Consider the following 15,432-nt stretch of genomic DNA (forward strand, 5'->3'; position numbering starts at 1 on the left):
AAAAAAACCTCGCTATGCCAAACTAACATGTCATTCAATTTGGCTTTTATTCAAACACATAATTGAGCCAAAGCCGCGCTTAATTCACAAGCTTGCTCCGTGAGCAGCAATACAATACCACATGAGCAAGGCCTGTACTTCTTATCAACACCATTTCTGTTAAGGCGAGGGTAAAAAAACCCTCGATTTGCGAGAAGAATAAAGTAAAAATTTAACAGAAGCACTCCATATTCTGCTCTTGATTCTGCTCTTGTTTAGCTGGCGATTTGCAATTTCTGTCAATTGTGAAATTGGCAAAGAAATGGCTCAACTCTTCCCGCTGGTTAACCTAAGCCGGACCGTTCCGGAATGTTATCCACCGCAAGCCTGTGCTAGCCGAACCATTTTGCAGTCCCGTTCCCTTACCCCAGTTTGATTCCGCTTCCCACGCTCTACTATTTCCTGTGCTACGCCTGGAACCGGCTGCCCGAACCGGCCGTGCTCCAGGCCAGCGAAGCCGCGCCTTTTCACCGGCCGCTGGGCCTGCTGGCCCAGGTGCTGCTGCACGGCACCCGCCGGCTACTGAAAACCGGTCTGCCGCGCACCTTCGAAGCCCAGGAAGCCGAACTAACCAGCCTACGCGGCCGAATTGAGTGGCCCCCACCCTGGGCCGCGGCTTGCTGGAGCGGGGCCGCGCCATCTGCTCCTTCGACGAGCCTGAGCCCGAACTCGCCCCTGCACCACCTGCTGGCCCAAACGCTGGGCGCTCTGGCCAGTGCTGCCGACTTGCCCCTGCCCCTACGCCGGGAGTTGAGCCAGGTGCGCCAGCGGTTTCCGGCTGCCCTCACTGCCTCGCTCGTGCCGGTGCCCACGGCCGCCACCTTCCGGGAGCTGCGCCGACAGCGCCCCAGCAGCCAGGCGGCCTTTCTACTGCATGTGTGCGAGCCTGGTGTGGCAGTCCGCGCTGCCCGAACCCACGGCCCAGGGCCGAAGCCGCTTCAGCGACTTCCGGCGCGACGAAGTGCTGATGGCGCGGCTGTTTGAGCAGTTTACCCGCAATTTTTTCCGCCGCGAGCAGCGCCGCTACCGCGTGTACGCCGAAACCATTGCCTGGCAAGCCGATGGGCAAACCGACGATTTGGCCCTGCTGCCCACCATGCTCACGGACACCACCCTGGAAGCCCCCGACCGCAAAATCATTCTCGACACCAAGTACTACGCCGCGGCCCTGCGCCAGCGCTACGACCGGCAGCGCCTCATTGCGCCCCACCTCTACCAGCTCTACGCCTACCTCCAAAACCAGCGCCCTGCACCCGGCCAGGCGTTGGAAGGCATTCTGCTGTACCCCGCCGCTACCCAGCAGGTAGACGTGCGCTACACCCTGGGCGGGCACCCGGTGCGAGTAGTCACCCTCAACCTGCACCAGCCGTGGCCGGGCATCGCCGCCGATTTGCTCGGCCTCGTGGCCTGAGGGTTGAGCTTCGCGGCCAGTTGAGCTAAACCCACGTAAAAGAAAACAGCCCGGACTCCCTAAAAAGGAAATCCGGGCTGCCCAAGGGTATCAACTGCTGGCCGAGGCCAGCGGCCAATTACTTCTTAACTTCTTCGGTGGTCGTGGTGGTGCTGGTACCGGTGGTGGTAGCCTCCGTGGTGGCGGGAGCAGCAGCGTCGGTGGTAGCAGGAGCAGCTACAACGGTCGAATCGGTGGTCGTGGTGGTGGTCGACGACTCGGTGCCAGCAGCAGGAGCTTCAACGGTGGTGGTTTCGGTCGTCTTCGACTCGCACGACGTCAGACCAGCAGTCAGGGCCAGGCCCAGGGCAGCAATTTTGAACAGGTTGTTCATTTTGGGGGTAATTTTGAAAATGAGTTAACTTAAAAACCGCCCTTTATCCCCGCTTAGGAGAAAGGTAACCCGCGGCAGAAAAAATTATTTTATCGGGTTACTTGTGGCCTGTATGTGTATTAAACATCAAAGTGAATGAGCAGGGGCAATTCAACTTCCTCTTCTTTAACTCCTACCGACGACACGCTGATTGCGGCCATTCGTGGCGGCGATGAGCGAGCCCTGGCCCACCTTTATCGGTTGCACTGGCCCATGGTGTCGCACTTCGTGCTGCAGAACAGCGGCTCGGAGGACGACGCCCAGGACGTGTACCAGGAAGGCGTGGTGGTGTTTTATGAAAAAGTACGCGACGGCTCCCTCGAGCTTAGCTGCCAGATTAAGACCTACCTCTACGCCGTGTGCCGCCGCCTGTGGCTCAAGCGCCTGACCAGCAAAAGCCGCTTCGGCGTGCGCTTGCTCGACGACGAGGAGCACGGCCCGTACCTGAACACCGGTGCCGAGGAAGACTTGCTCGCTGCCGAGGAACAGGACCGCCGCTTCGACACCATGAGCGAAGCGCTGGACCACCTAGGGGAGCCCTGTCGCTCGCTTTTGGAAGGCTTTTACCTGCTCGACAAGTCGATGCAGGACTTAACCGCAGAATTTGGCTACACCAACGCCGACAATGCGAAAAATCAAAAGTATAAGTGCCTCGTGCGTTTGAAAAAGTTATTCTTTGCCCACTATAAAGAAGAGTCTATCTGATAATTTTTAGCTGCGGGACCCAAACCTGCAGAACACCCCGCTTGCTTACCGCTGCCGGCCCCGCGCCCGCAGTCTTTGCCCATGATGACCGAAGCAGATTATTACGCCTTATTTGAAGCTTACGCCCACGGCGAGCTGGCGGGGCCTGCCCGGGCCAACCTCGAAGCGCGCCTGGCAGCCGACCCAGCCCTGGCCCTGCGCTACGCCGATTTCACCGAAATGACCGGCACGCTGCGGGCCTACGGCCAGCGCCAGACCGTGCGCCGGCAGCTGAGCAACATTCACGCGGCCATGCTGGCCGCCGAAACGCCCGAAGAAACCACCCGCCCTGCCACCGCCGAAGAACCCACTGAAGCCGGCAAGCTCACGCACTCGGTGAACCCCATGCTGCGCATTTCGCGCACCGAGCGCCGGTTGCGCGACTTCTGGAACGGCCACCGGGCCACCATGGGCGTGGCCGCTTCGGTAGCGGTGCTGGCGGTGTTTGCCACGCTGCTGGGCCTGGAGATGTACCGGGCCGCCAAGGCGCAGCCGTCGCTGTACGGCTACACGGTGCTGCGCCGCGAAGTGGAGCGCATCAAGAAGAGCCAGAAAGACCTCACCCTGACCCTGAATCAGTTCGGCCGCCCCGGCATTACGGCTCCGGCGCCCAAGGAAAGCAAGTTCAGCGGCACCGGCTTCGCCCTCACCTCGGACGGCTACCTTGTGACCAGCTTCCACGTTATCCAAGGCGCTGACTCGCTGCTGATTGAAGGCCGCGACCAGCAGCGCTACCACGCCGAGCCCGTGTATTCCGACGTGAAGCACGACCTGGCCATTCTGCGCATTACCGACAAGAAATTCAACGGCTTTGGCCGCCTGCCCTACGCCATCAAGGCCAGCCAGGCCGATTTGGGCGAGCGGGTGTTTACCTTGGGCTACCCGCGCGAAGACGTGGTGTACGGCGAAGGCGCCCTGAGCGCCCGCTCCGGCTTCAAGGGCGATACGGCCTTCTACCAGGTGAGCATCCCGGTGAACCCCGGCAACTCGGGTGGCCCGCTGCTCGACGAGCGCGGCAACCTGATTGGGGTAGTGAGCGGCCGCCAGAACGACGCCCAGAGTGCGGCCTTTGCCACCAAGTCGTCGTATCTGGTGCGCCTAGTTGATTCCTTGGCCGCGGCCAAGCCCGCCGCGCCCTACCACCTGCCCCGCTACGGCCAACTGGCCGGCACCGGGCGCCCCTACCAGGTAAAAAAGCTGCAGGACTACGTATTCATCGTGAAGGTCTTCGAATAGGCCCCGCCTTGGCAGCCAGGTAGCTCAAGCTGCCGCTATAACCTAAGTAAAGGCCTGTTTCTTCGTTGAGGCAGGCCTTTTTCTGGCCGGGCCCGCGAGCCGTTGCTCAACTTCTACTGCTGAGGTTAAAGGACTCATTAATTCGCCGTTTTGTGCGATGAATTGCCGCTTATTCAAAAACCCTGCGTGCCATAAATGAGTATTTAAGCCGAGGCCTCTGCGGCCGCTAATCTCTTCCTTTTGCACCTTTTAACTCCCCACTCCGTGGCTCAAAATCAACAAACTCCTCCCTCTAGCAACGACGTTGCCGGCTCTGCCATTTTCAAGAAGTTCCTGAACACGGCGGAAGGCTACGTACGCCAGCCCACCCGCATGAAGCAGCTGCTGACCGACGCCTACAAAAAGGCCAGCGAGAAAAACGAGGTCGGCACCCTGGCCCACGAGGCCTGGGAAACGCTGCAGACCATGTTCCGGCTCATCAAGGCGTCGATGTCGGGCGAGTACACGGGCGTGCCCGGCACCACCATTGCCGCGGCCGTGGCCGTGCTCATTTACTTCCTGAGCCCCATTGACTTGATTCCGGACTTTATCCCGGTGCTCGGCCTGCTCGACGACGTGGCCCTAGTGGCGTGGTTCTCGACCACGCTGAAGGCTGAGATGGACAAGTTCTCGGAATGGGAAACCACCAGCACGGCTTTGGCCACGGTGGTGGGCGATACCCACGAGCACAAAGCCGCCGCGGAGCGTTCTGCTTCGGCTATGGCGGCCGGCCCTGCTTCGGCCAACGCCCCCGAGCACCCGCAGCCAGCCCGCGAGTCGGCCAAACATGCCGGCACCGTGAACCTGCCCTCTACTTCCACTCATTCTAACACCGACTCGGGCCTGGGCTCGCCCGAAAGCAGCAGCCCGCGCCCGGTGCACGAAGCCGGCCCCGATGTGCAGCCCACCGGCACCACCAGCGGCCCCACCGTTCGCACCTGGGAAGGCAGCCGCAACGCTTCCGATGCCGGCAGTCTCGACACCGGCGGCAACGTGCGCTAAGCGTTAGCCCAATTAAAAAATAAAATCCCCGGCTCAATGTTGAGCCGGGGATTTTTTATATGACACCTACTTGAGAAACTTTAGGCCGCTGCGGCGTGGTCGCGCACGTAGCGCACAAAGTCGCCCACGGTATAGAGCGGTACTTCATCGGGAATCACAATGCTGAAGCTGCGCTCCAGGCTCGAGGATGATGTCAACCACGTCGACGGTGTCGAAGCGGAGGTCGCGGGCCAGGCTGGCGGTTTTGCGCACGCGGCTGGCCCGGATGGCCTTGCGCTTGCTGATAATTCGAAATACCTGCTGCTCGATAGAGGGAGTGTGAGCCGGGCTAGTAGTGGATACGTACATTATAGTAGGTGAAAAGAGGTGTCGTAGAGGTAGCGTAAATAGGGGCGGCGAAGGTGCCCATCGGTGGTTAATGCTGCAACAAAAACTACCGACGAGCTCCAACAACGCATAAAAAGTTAAACTAGTACCCGCGGCGAAGCCGCGTGTATTTCTTCAGAGTCCACCTCTTCGGAAAGGGTTGCAACGTGGTCGGGGTTTTTTCCGGTTATTTTTCCTTTGAGCGTTTCGCTCAGCAGATACATCACGGGCACCACGACCAGCGTGATGATGGTGGCAAAGCTCAGGCCGAAAATGATGGTCCAGGCCAGGGGCCCCCAGAACACGACGGACTCGCCGCCGATGAAGAAGTGCGGATTGCCGGAGTTGAACAGCTCGTAGAAGTCGATGTTCAGGCCAATGGCCAGCGGGATGAGGCCCAGAATGGCGGCCGTGGCCGTGAGAATAACCGGGTTCAGGCGGGTGCGGCCGGCCAGGATGATGGCCTCACGCAGGGGCATGCCCTGGGCGCGCAGCATATCGGTAAATTCCACCAGCAGGATGCCGTTTTTCACCACGATGCCCGCCAGGGCGATGATGCCCACGCCCGTCATCACAATGCTGATGTTCATGCCCGTGATGGCCAGGCCCAGCATTACCCCAATCACGGAGAAGATTACCTCGGTGAGGATGATGACCGGCTTGCTGAACGAGTTGAACTGCGTGACGAGAATCAGGAAGATGAGGGCCAAGGCGCCCAGGCCGGCCAGCGGCAGGAAGTCGCTGGTTTCCTTCTGGTTTTCCTGGGCACCGCCCATCTTGATGGTGTAGCCGGCCGGCGTGGGGAAGGCTTTAAGGGCCTGCTGAATGTTGGCCACGACGTCGGGGCCGGTGAAGCCGTTGAGCACGTTCGAGGAAATGGTAATCACGCGCTTCACGTCCTTGCGCTTGATGCCGCCGTAGGTGGTGCCGTAGGTTACGTCGGCCACCGAGCCGATGGGAATCTGACGGACGGCGCCGGTGGCGTCGCGGAAAGTCAGCGGGGCATTCACGATGGCATCGATGTCGGAGCGGTAGGGCTCGGCGTAGCGCACTTGAATGGGGTATTCGTCGTCGGCTGTCTTGAATTTGCTGGCTTCGGCACCGTAGATGGCCGTGCGTACTTCCGACCCAATCTGGGCCGTGCTGATGCCTTCGCGGTTGGCCCGGACGCGGTCGATGTTCACCGCGATTTCGGGGTTGCGGTCTTCGAGGTTGGAGCGCAGGCTGCTCCACGCCGCCGATTTTCAGCGAGTCGATGTAGCGGGTCACCTTCTTCGAGAGGCGGGCCAGGGCCACGTAGTCGTCGCCGGCTACTTCAATGGCGATTTCCTTGCCCGTGGGCGGGCCGCTGGCCTCCTGGTCGACGGCTACTTCGGCGCCGGGAATGCCTTTCACCACTTCCCGGATTTTGTTCATGTAGGTGCTCGTGGCCGGCCCTTTGCGCTCGCTCAGCTCCTTAAAGGCCACGCCTACCTTGCCCAGGTGCGACTGCGACACGCCGGTAGCCGACGCTTCGCCGGGGTCGCCGGCGCCGATGGCCACGTTGGTAATCACCGATTCCACGTCGGGGTTGTTGCGGCCGATAACGCCGTAGATGCGGTTCTCGAGGATTTTCGTGATGGAGTCGGTCACGGCCACTTTGGTGCCCACCGGCATCTTCAGGTAGGTGTACACAAACTTGGGGTCGCCCTTGGGGAAGAAGGCCACCTTGGGCTTGCGCACGCCCACGGCGAAAATCGAGAGGAAGAACAGCACCACCATGCCCAGCATGATGGCGCCCTGGCGCCACAGCGTGCCGCCAATCACCGTCCGCACCAGGTTGGCGTAGGCGTTCTGGAAGCGCGGCAACGCCCGGGTCTGGAACCAGGCAATCATCTTCGCAAACACGAACTTGTTGAGGAAGCAGAACAAAATGACGGTCAGCATCAGGTTGCCGACGAAGGTTGAGCCAGCTACGTAGCCAATCACCGCAATCAGGGCCATTACGCCCATGGCAATGAGGAAGCCCCGGGTCATCTTGGGCTGGTTGTCTTCGGCGTGGTGGTCTTCGCGCTCCATGAAGCTCACGGCAAACACCGGGTTCATGATAAAGGCCACCACCAGCGACGACATCAGCGTGAGAATCAGCGTCACGGGCAGGTAGTACATGAACGAGCCCACAATGCCGGGCCAGAACAGCAGCGGCACGAAGGGCGCCACCGTGGTGAGCGTACCGGCCAAAACCGGCACGAATACCTCGCCGGCCGCAAACTTGGCCGCGCGGGGCGTGTCGAGATTGGGGTGCTCGTGCAGCAGGCGGTGGGTGTTTTCAATCACCACAATGGCGTCGTCGACCACAATGCCCAGGGCCAGCAGGAAGGCGAACAGCACAATCATGTTCAGCGAGAAGCCAAAGATGGGAATCAGCAGGAACGCCAGGAACATCGAAATCGGCACCGACAGGCCCACAAACAGCGCGTTGGTGGTGCCCATGAAGAACATCAGAATCAGCGTCACGAGCAGGAAGCCGATGATGATGGTGTTGATGAGGTCGTGCAGCGTGACGCGGGTGTCGTTCGAGGTGTCGCCGGTCACGGTGATGGTCAGGTTCTTGGGCAGGCTGGCCTTCGACTCTTCGATGATTTTCTTGATGTTGTCGGAGGCGTCAATCAGGTTTTCGCCCTGGCGCTTCACCACGTTCAGGGTGATGGCGGGCTTGCCGTCGAGGCGGGCGTAGCTTTCGCGGTCCTTGAAGGCGTCTTCCACGGTGGCGATGTCGCCGAGGCGCACGGCGGCGCCGTTCAGATTTTTCACCTGGATGTCGGCGATGTCGGCGGCGCGGGCGTACTGGCCGGCCACGCGCACGGCGCGCTTCTGGTTGCCCACGTCGATGGACCCGCCCGAGATGGTGATGTTTTCGCGGGCAATGGCGGCCTGAATGTCGCCGAAGCCCAGCCGCGAAGCGCGCAGCTTGTTCAGGTCTACGTCCACGTTCACCTGCTGCTCGAGGGCGCCGATGATGTCGACGCGGGTGATTTCGGGCAGGGCCTCAATCTTGTCCTGGAAGTCGTCGGCAAACTTCTTGAGCTGGCTCACGGGCAGGTTTCCGGCCAGGTTGATGTTCATGATGGGCAGCTCCGACAGGTTCACTTCCTGCACCGTGGGCGGGGTGGGCAGGTTGTTGGGCAGGTCGTTAGAGGCCTTATCCACAGCGTCTTTGATAAGCTGCTTGGCGTACTGCACGTCCACGCCGGAGTTGAACTCGACATCCACGATGCAGTAGTCCTGGTTGGAAGTGGAGCTGATTTTCTTCACCCCGTTCACGCTCTTGATTTCCTTCTCAAGCTGGCGCGTCACCAGGTTTTCGATGTCGGCCGGCGAGGTGCCGGGGTACACCGTGGCCACGATGATGCGCGGAATCACGATGTCCGGAAACTTCTCCTTGCCCAGCTTCACGTAGGCAAAAATGCCCGCGATGCACAGCAGCACCGTGATGATGTAGATGCTGGTCTTGTTGTTGATGGACCAACTGGTTGGGCCAAATTCTTTTTCGATGTCCTGCATTGTTTTTAGCTTTTAGCTGATAGCTGTTAGCTACTAGCTGTGTTTTGGACAGTTTTTTTGAGGCTATTGGTTAACAGCTGATAAGCGGTTGATGAAGCCGTGAAGCATTTTTATTTCTTCCTCCAGAAGACCGGGCAAGTCGCTGTCTGGCTCGAGGGTGATAAGGCCGGCATTAATGGCCACGATGAGCTGCGTATCCAGTTCGAAGCACGAGCCAAGTGCTATTTCCAAAAAGTGCTTGTACTCTTTTTCGCTGGCGCGACTGCTGCCTTCCGCTATGTTGGAGGGAATGGAAACCGCGGCGCGCGTCATCTGGCTTCGCAGCCCGTACGTTTCTTCGCGTGGTAGTTGGTGAACCACCGCGTAGGTAGCAGCCACTACTTCCAGCCCACGCTGCCAGACCTTCAACTCTTTGTAATTCTTCATTTTCCCTTCGCCGTTAGCTTTCCGTTATATCGTCAATCAAAAAAGCTAACAGCTATCAGCTAAAGGCTAACAGCTAAAGACTGGCCCTCATTCAGGTTCTGGTAGCCGGCCGAAATCACTTGGTCGTTGGCCGCTAGGCCGGTGGTCACTTCCACTTTGCCGTTGTAGGTGTTGCCGGTCTTGATGATGCGCTTCTGCGCCACGGGCTTGCCGCCCTGCTGGCCCACCACAAACACGTAGCTGTTCTGCTCGTCTTTCTGCACCAGGTCCACGGGGATAACGGTGGCGTTGGGCCGGTTGTAGTTCAGAATGCGCACCGTGGCCACCATGTTGGGGCGCAGGTCGGCGGCCTTGCCACCGTTCAGGCGCAGCTCCACGGTGAAGGTGCGGCTGGTGGCGTTGATGGCGCGGCTTACCACGCGCACCGTGGCCGGAATCTCCTCGCCGCCGAGGTCCGGGATGGTCACCAGGGCTTTGTCGCCGGCCTTGATGCTGTTGCCGTAGGCTTCCGACACATCGGCCAGGATTTTGCCACCCGAGCCGCTGGTGAGGCGCACCACCGGCGAGCCGGGCGCTACCACTTCGCCCAGCTTGGGAATCACCTCATCGGCGGTGCCGCTGAAGGGCGCCACCACATTGTAGAGGGCACGCTGCTGGTTGAGCGTGGCCAGGTTGCGGCGCAGAGCATCGTAGTTGTTCTTGGCTTGCAGGTACTGGATTTCGGTGCCGATTTGCTGGTCCCACAGGCCCTTCTGCTTTTGGTACACCGTTTTGGCCAGTTCCATGCGGGTGCGCAGTTCGGCAATGCTGGCGTCGAGGATAGAGGCGTCGATGGTGGCTAGCACCTGGCCTTTGCTCACCCGGTCGCCGCGCTGCACGCGCAGGTTGGTGAGGGTACCAGCGGCGCGGGCGCTCACCACGGCGTTCTGGTCAAAATCGACGCGGCCCTGCACTTCAAGGTAGCTTTTAAAGCTTTCGGGCTGCACTTTCATCACCGACACGGGCGTGGCCGTGATGGCCGGCTTGTCGGTGCCGCCGGCTTTGGCTTCCAGCTCGGCTATTTTGGCCTGGTTGGCAGCTTGTTCTTGCTTGAGCTTGGCCAGTTCGGCCTTGGGGTCTTTCGAGCCGCCGCAGGAGGCCAGCAGCAAGGTGCCGGCGAGAAACAGAGCAGCAGGTTGTGATTTAAAGAAACGCATGAGAAAGCGGGTGTTTCGAGGGGTAATGAAAAGGGGCAAGTGCTTTCGCACGACTTACTTTTTAACTTGGCTGTAGAGTTCGCCGGTGGCTTTGTCGCGGTCCACTTTGGCCACCAGCACGTCGTACACGGCGCCGTAGTAGTTGGTCTGGGCCGCGCGCAACTCGGTTTCGGCGGTGATAACCTCCAGGTTGGAGCCCACGCCGGCGTTGAACTTGATGCGGGTGACGCGGGCCACGTCGGCGGCCAGGTCGAGGTTGGCCTTCTGGTTGTCGAGCACGTCGAGGGCGTTCACCAGCGAGGTGCGGCTCTGGGCATCCTGCAGGTCGATGCTCTGGCGCAAGGTGTTGAAGCCCTGCTCAATGGCTTGCTGGGCGATGCGGCCCTGCTGCACCTGGTACTTGCGGCGGAAGCCATCGAATACCGGCACCTGCAGCGTCAGGCCCACGTTGCCGAAGCCAAACCAGTTCTGGTTGATGAAGCCGGCGCCGTTGCGCGAGTTGGGGCCGCGGAACTCCAGCAGCCCGCCCAGCGTGGGGTCGGAACCGGTGAAGCCGTATGCGCCCGTAAGCAGCAGGCGCGGGTAAGCGCTGGCCCGGCGGTTGCGGATGTCCAGGCCGGCCAGCGCTTGCTGGGTTTCGAGCAGCGAGAACTCCACGCGGTTGTTGTAATTGGCGGCCGCGGCCACCTGGGCCGGCCGGCCACCGCTAAGGGCAGCCTGCTGGTCGGCGCGGTTCTGGTCTGGGTTTGCCTGGCCGGGCGCAGCGGCGGGCTGGCCGGGCAAAGCCGAAGTGCCCGCGGCACCGCCGCCCGTGGCGAAGTTGGCGGCGCCGAGGCGCTGGCGCAGGGCCCCGGCGTCCACCACGGCCGCGCTCAGCGAGTCGGTGAGCTGCACGGGCTGCTGCTGGGGCAGGCCCATCTGAAACTTGAGCAAGGCCAGGCTCAGGCTCGGTGAGGCGCTGGGCTTTCTGCTGCTCTACCACCAAGTTGTTGCGCTGCACCTGCAGGCGGTCCACGTCGAGCTTCTCAGCGAAACCGGCCTTGAAGATTTTGCGCGTCTGGTTAAGCACCGTGTCGAGGCGCTGTACGTTGCGGCCGAGCAAGCTTAGGCGCGAGCGCGCCACCAGGGTGCTGTAGTAAGCCTTGCTCACCTGCTCCACCACGTCAATCTCGGCCTGCTGGGTCTGTTTCTGAGCCAGCTGCTCGTACACTTTGGCGGCTTTCAGCCCAATCAGGTAGGAGCCGTCGAAGAGCAGCGCGACACGCTGGCGCTGGTGGAGCCGGCGTAGCGCAGGCCAAAGGCCAGCGGGGTGGGGCCGGTCTGTGGTGCCTCACCGTAAGCCGGGCTCAGGGTTACGGCCGTGCCCGCCTGGGCGGCGGCAATGTCCTGGGCCGTGAGCTTGGTGCCCTCCAGCGGGGCGCCACCGAAGCGTGAAAAGTCGACCAGGGACTTTTGGAGCTTGAAGTTGTCGGCGACGTTGGCGCCCACGTTCACCTGCGGCAGGCCGGCGCTCTTGATTTCGCCGACCCGGGCGCGGGCAGTCTGCTCGGCCAGGCGGGTGGCCTGCAGGGTCGATTTATTCTGGATGGCAAAGCTCACGGCCTGGGGCAGGCTCAGGGCCATAACCCCGCCGTTGGGCAGGGCGGCGGGCAGCGCGGCCGGGGCCGTCTGGGCCAGCAGCGCGGTGGGTGCCACGCCGGCCAAAGCGGCCAAAAACAGCAGCTTGGGTGACAACAATTTTTTCATCGACAACAAAAGGGGAATGGGTATGCGGGTATGCGGGCAGAAAAGCGTTGTTATTCTTCTTCGGTCACGTGGCGGAACTCGTTGATGAGCTTGTGGCCTTTTAGCGAAGCCACACCAAGGAGAAAATGTTCATCGAAAACCCGGCTCACGCGCTGGGGTACAAACTGGCCAGGCGGGTACAGCTCGGCGTTGAACATGAGGTCAATCTGAGCCAGGTGCATTCGGGCCAGCACGTCCACGTCGAGGTCGGACCGGTACAGGCCTTCAGCCATGCCGCGCTCGAGGTTTTTGCTGATTTGGGCGAGGATAAAATTGTTTTTATGCGCCGCAAACAGGTTCCAGGCCGCGGGGTAGTACTTCTGCAGGTCGTAGAAAATGCCGGGGTGCATGCCGCTGAACTGCTGCTCGGCCCAGGCCGTGATGCGCATCATCTCTTCCACGGCGGTGGCCGCGTGGCCCGCCATCGAGGCACACTCGCCCTGCACCTTGTCCAGATGCAGTTCCATAGTGGCGAGGACAATCTGGTCCTTGTTTTCGAACCATTTGTAGAGGGTCTTTTTCGACATGGCCATGCTGGTGGCGATGTCATCCATGCTCACGCTCTTGATGCCGTTGCGCAGAAACAGCGTGGCCGAGTGGTTGAGGATTCGTTCTTTGATTTCCATGTTTGCGGGTGCAAAGATACCACGGAAACTTTTAATGTGTCTGAAGTTTCCATTAATATTTTTGCTACCTGCTTCTACATCTTCTGCCAGGGATTTGACGGATTGCCCGCAGAGATATTTTAGCCATATCCAAAAAAATTGAGCCGGCCCGACCCGACGCAAAAACTAATTACACTGGCAATATAACACTAAAATAGTTAGTACAAAAGTCGACAATGCTATTCCCAATGGCTGTCGAGGTTAAGTTGAGCTGTTAAACACGCTGATGCGCCCGCCAGGGGTACTTTTGCAGTAGCCCAACCGGCGAACCATACTTCGAATTCATGAAAATCCGCACCGGCTTCGGCTACGACGTACACCAACTGCAAGAGGGGCTGCCGTTTTGGCTCGGCGGCATTCAGGTGCCGCACACGCACGGGGCCCTGGGCCACTCCGACGCCGATGTGCTCATCCACGTTATCTGCGACGCCTTATTGGGCGCGGCCAACCTGCGCGACATCGGCTTTCATTTCCCCGACACCGACCCGCAGTACAAGGGCATCGACTCGAAGCGCCTGCTGAGCGAGGTAATGCGCCTGCTGCGCGCTAAGGGCTACGAAGTGGGCAACATCGACTCGACCATCTGCCTGGAGCGGCCCAAGGTGAACCCCCACATTGCCGAAATGCAGCGCGTGCTGGCCGCCGTAATGGGCATTGCCGAAGAAGATATCTCCATCAAAGCAACCACCACCGAAAAACTGGGTTTTGTGGGCCGGCAGGAAGGCGTGGCGGCCTATGCCGTGGTGCTCATTCAAAAAGCCTAGCCGGCTGAGCCGCGGCGCCCCTGGCTAAGCTCGGCCTTCAACGGCTCAATTTTTGCCTTTACGGCTCAACCTTGTTACTCCCATCCTACTCTTAAGCATGAACAAAACCTCCTTGCTGCTGGCCTTCCTGGCCCTGGCCAGCGCGGCTCCTGCCCACGCCCAGGGCAAAGTAAAAATCAAAACCAAAAACCGGTCCGGCAAGCAGACGGAGGTCGCAGCCCCGGCCCCCGCCCCGGCCACCGAAACCGACTGGAGCGTGAAGTACGCCGACTTGGTAACGGCTGAGCGCCTGCGCGCCCACCTGTCCGTCCTGGCCTCCGATGAATACGAAGGCCGCGAAACCGGCATGAAAGGCCAGCACATGGCCGCTGCCTACGTCGCCGAGCAGTTCAAAAACGCGGGCCTGACCGGCCCTGTGACCACCGGCACCGAGCCCTACCAGCAGCGCTTCAACCTGGAGCAAGTGACCTGGGCCGACGACGCCAGCCTGAAGGTGGGGAAGACCAGCTACAAGTGGCTGGTTGATTTCTACGCCCTCGGCGATTCGCCTTTCGCGGAAGTCACCACCATCAAGCCCGTATTTGTGGGCTACGGCATCGAGCAGGAAGGATATTCGGACTACCAGAATGTGGACGTGAAGGGCAAAGACCTCCTCATCGCCCTCGGCGAGCCCACCGCAGCCGATGGCAAAGCCCTGCTCAGCGCCGACGGCTCGCCCACCAAGTGGGGCAACGACTACCGCGCCAAAGCCCAACTGGCTTCGCAGAAAGGCGCCCGCTCGGTGTTCTTCGTGAGCTTTAACCCCACCAGCAACTTCGGCAAGCAGGCCGCCCGCCTGGCGCCCGCCATCAGCCGGCCGTCGACCGTGATGGCTAATGCCGACCGGCCCAGCCGCGCGGCGTTGTTCTTCATCTCGCCCGCCGTGGCGCTGCAGGTACTGGGCACGTCGGATGCCAACATGCAGAAGTACCTGGCCAAAATCAACAGCACCAAGAAGCCGGTGGCCTCCACCTTCAAGGTGAAGCCCCTGCAGCTGAAGGCGGCCCGCAAGCGCACGCCGCTGGAGACCGAGAACGCGCTGGGCTTCATCGAAGGCACCGATAAGAAGGATGAAATCATCGTGATTTCGGCCCACCACGACCACCTGGGCATCCAGAACGGCGTGGTGTTCAACGGCGCCGACGACGACGGCTCGGGCACGTCGGCCATCATCACCATGGCCGAGGCATTTGCCCAGGCCAAGAAGGAAGGCCACGGCCCGCGCCGCAGCCTGCTGTTCCTGAGCGTGACGGGTGAGGAGAAGGGCCTGTTTGGCTCGGAGTACTACTCCAAAAACCCGGTGTTTCCGCTGGCCCAGACCATGGTCGACCTGAACGTGGACATGATAGGCCGCACCGACGTGGAGCACGAAGGCAAGCCCGACTACGTGTACGTTATTGGGTCCGACAAGCTGGCGTCGGAGCTGAAGGTGATTCAGGAAGCCCAGAACCAGAAGTACACCAAGCTCGACCTGGACTACCGCTTCGACGACCCCGCCGACCCGAACCGCTTCTACTACCGCTCCGACCACTACAACTTCGCGGTGAACAAGGTACCGGTGTCGTTCTTCTTCAACGGCGTGCATGCCGACTACCACAAGGAGAGCGACGAAATCAGCAAAATCGAGTTTCCTAAGATGGAGAAGCGGGCCCAGGCTGGTGTTTCACCTGGCCTGGGAGCTGGCAAACCGCGACGGTCGCATCGCCGTAGATTCGAACAAGCCCTAAGAAGGCAATTCCATTAAGAACGTCATGCTGCGCTGGCC

The 15,432-nt window shown here is 60.6% G+C and carries 15 protein-coding genes and 2 pseudogenes; 7 read left to right on the top strand and 10 right to left on the bottom strand.

Features of this window, described 5'->3' with window-relative positions:
• Positions 1-411 precede the first annotated feature (411 nt).
• Both ACFQT0_RS02580 and ACFQT0_RS02585 read left to right on the top strand, forming a co-directional pair.
• Entirely contained in the window at positions 412-1,023 is a 612-nt protein-coding gene (locus ACFQT0_RS02580) for a hypothetical protein (RefSeq protein ID WP_380200133.1), read from the top strand.
• Positions 1,007-1,450, top strand: a complete 444-nt coding sequence (locus ACFQT0_RS02585) for a 5-methylcytosine restriction system specificity protein McrC (protein ID WP_380200135.1) — start codon at positions 1,007-1,009, stop codon at positions 1,448-1,450. The genes ACFQT0_RS02580 and ACFQT0_RS02585 overlap by 17 nt, the downstream gene beginning before the upstream one ends.
• A 118-nt stretch (positions 1,451-1,568) precedes the next feature.
• On the opposite strand, the gene ACFQT0_RS02590 is transcribed toward ACFQT0_RS02585, so the two are convergent.
• Positions 1,569-1,823 (bottom strand): hypothetical protein, encoded by a 255-nt coding sequence (locus tag ACFQT0_RS02590; RefSeq protein WP_380200137.1) that lies wholly within the window; start codon positions 1,821-1,823, stop codon positions 1,569-1,571.
• Positions 1,824-1,958: 135 nt separating this feature from the next.
• Here ACFQT0_RS02590 and ACFQT0_RS02595 point away from each other — a divergent pair, with 135 nt between their 5' ends.
• From ACFQT0_RS02595 to ACFQT0_RS02605, 3 genes and pseudogenes are all read left to right on the top strand, one after another.
• The gene (locus ACFQT0_RS02595) at positions 1,959-2,567 is read left to right on the top strand and encodes an RNA polymerase sigma factor (RefSeq protein ID WP_380200139.1); all 609 of its coding nucleotides are present in this window, start codon (positions 1,959-1,961) and stop codon (positions 2,565-2,567) included.
• Between the two features lie 81 nt (positions 2,568-2,648).
• A complete protein-coding gene (locus tag ACFQT0_RS02600) occupies positions 2,649-3,842 on the top strand; it encodes a trypsin-like peptidase domain-containing protein (RefSeq protein WP_380200141.1) in 1,194 nt (397 codons plus the stop codon).
• Positions 3,843-4,307: 465 nt separating this feature from the next.
• Positions 4,308-4,469, top strand: a pseudogene (locus tag ACFQT0_RS02605) (YkvA family protein); the annotation flags it as partial.
• A gap of 558 nt (positions 4,470-5,027) precedes the next feature.
• Here ACFQT0_RS02605 and ACFQT0_RS02610 read toward each other — a convergent pair.
• The 9 genes and pseudogenes from ACFQT0_RS02610 to ACFQT0_RS02650 all read right to left on the bottom strand — a co-directional run bounded on the left by ACFQT0_RS02610 (position 5,028) and on the right by ACFQT0_RS02650 (position 12,825).
• On the bottom strand, positions 5,028-5,231 hold the full coding sequence (locus ACFQT0_RS02610; RefSeq protein WP_380200143.1) for a hypothetical protein: 204 nt from the start codon (positions 5,229-5,231) through the stop codon (positions 5,028-5,030).
• A 116-nt stretch (positions 5,232-5,347) separates the two neighbouring features.
• Positions 5,348-6,433: an efflux RND transporter permease subunit gene (locus ACFQT0_RS02615; protein WP_380200145.1), complete on the bottom strand. Its 1,086-nt coding sequence runs from the start codon at positions 6,431-6,433 to the stop codon at positions 5,348-5,350.
• A 136-nt stretch (positions 6,434-6,569) separates the two neighbouring features.
• Positions 6,570-8,792 (bottom strand): annotated as a pseudogene (locus tag ACFQT0_RS02620) (efflux RND transporter permease subunit); the annotation flags it as partial.
• A 63-nt stretch (positions 8,793-8,855) separates the two neighbouring features.
• The gene (locus ACFQT0_RS02625; RefSeq protein ID WP_380200147.1) at positions 8,856-9,218 is read right to left on the bottom strand and encodes a four helix bundle protein; all 363 of its coding nucleotides are present in this window, start codon (positions 9,216-9,218) and stop codon (positions 8,856-8,858) included.
• 59 nt (positions 9,219-9,277) lie between these two features.
• Positions 9,278-10,414 (bottom strand): efflux RND transporter periplasmic adaptor subunit, encoded by a 1,137-nt coding sequence (locus ACFQT0_RS02630; protein ID WP_380200149.1) that lies wholly within the window; start codon positions 10,412-10,414, stop codon positions 9,278-9,280.
• Positions 10,415-10,468: 54 nt separating this feature from the next.
• Positions 10,469-11,101 carry a TolC family protein gene (locus ACFQT0_RS02635; protein WP_380205887.1) on the bottom strand — a complete coding sequence of 211 codons (633 nt, stop codon included), beginning with the start codon at positions 11,099-11,101 and terminating at the stop codon, positions 10,469-10,471.
• 19 nt (positions 11,102-11,120) lie between these two features.
• Complete coding sequence (locus ACFQT0_RS02640; protein ID WP_380200151.1) at positions 11,121-11,624, bottom strand: TolC family protein; 504 nt, start codon at positions 11,622-11,624, stop codon at positions 11,121-11,123.
• Between the two features lie 20 nt (positions 11,625-11,644).
• Positions 11,645-12,160, bottom strand: coding sequence for a hypothetical protein (locus ACFQT0_RS02645; protein ID WP_380200153.1), 516 nt, complete (start codon positions 12,158-12,160; stop codon positions 11,645-11,647).
• 50 nt (positions 12,161-12,210) lie between these two features.
• The gene (locus tag ACFQT0_RS02650) at positions 12,211-12,825 is read right to left on the bottom strand and encodes a TetR/AcrR family transcriptional regulator (RefSeq protein WP_380200155.1); all 615 of its coding nucleotides are present in this window, start codon (positions 12,823-12,825) and stop codon (positions 12,211-12,213) included.
• Positions 12,826-13,148: 323 nt separating this feature from the next.
• On the opposite strand from ACFQT0_RS02650, the gene ispF reads away from it, so the two are divergent.
• Entirely contained in the window at positions 13,149-13,628 is a 480-nt protein-coding gene (ispF, locus tag ACFQT0_RS02655) for a 2-C-methyl-D-erythritol 2,4-cyclodiphosphate synthase (RefSeq protein ID WP_380200157.1), read from the top strand.
• Positions 13,629-13,725: 97 nt separating this feature from the next.
• On the top strand, positions 13,726-15,411 hold the full coding sequence (locus ACFQT0_RS02660; protein WP_380200159.1) for a M28 family peptidase: 1,686 nt from the start codon (positions 13,726-13,728) through the stop codon (positions 15,409-15,411).
• Positions 15,412-15,432 lie beyond the last annotated feature (21 nt).

The sequence above is a fragment of the Hymenobacter humi genome, from assembly GCF_042665855.1.
Lineage (GTDB): Bacteria > Bacteroidota > Bacteroidia > Cytophagales > Hymenobacteraceae > Hymenobacter > Hymenobacter humi.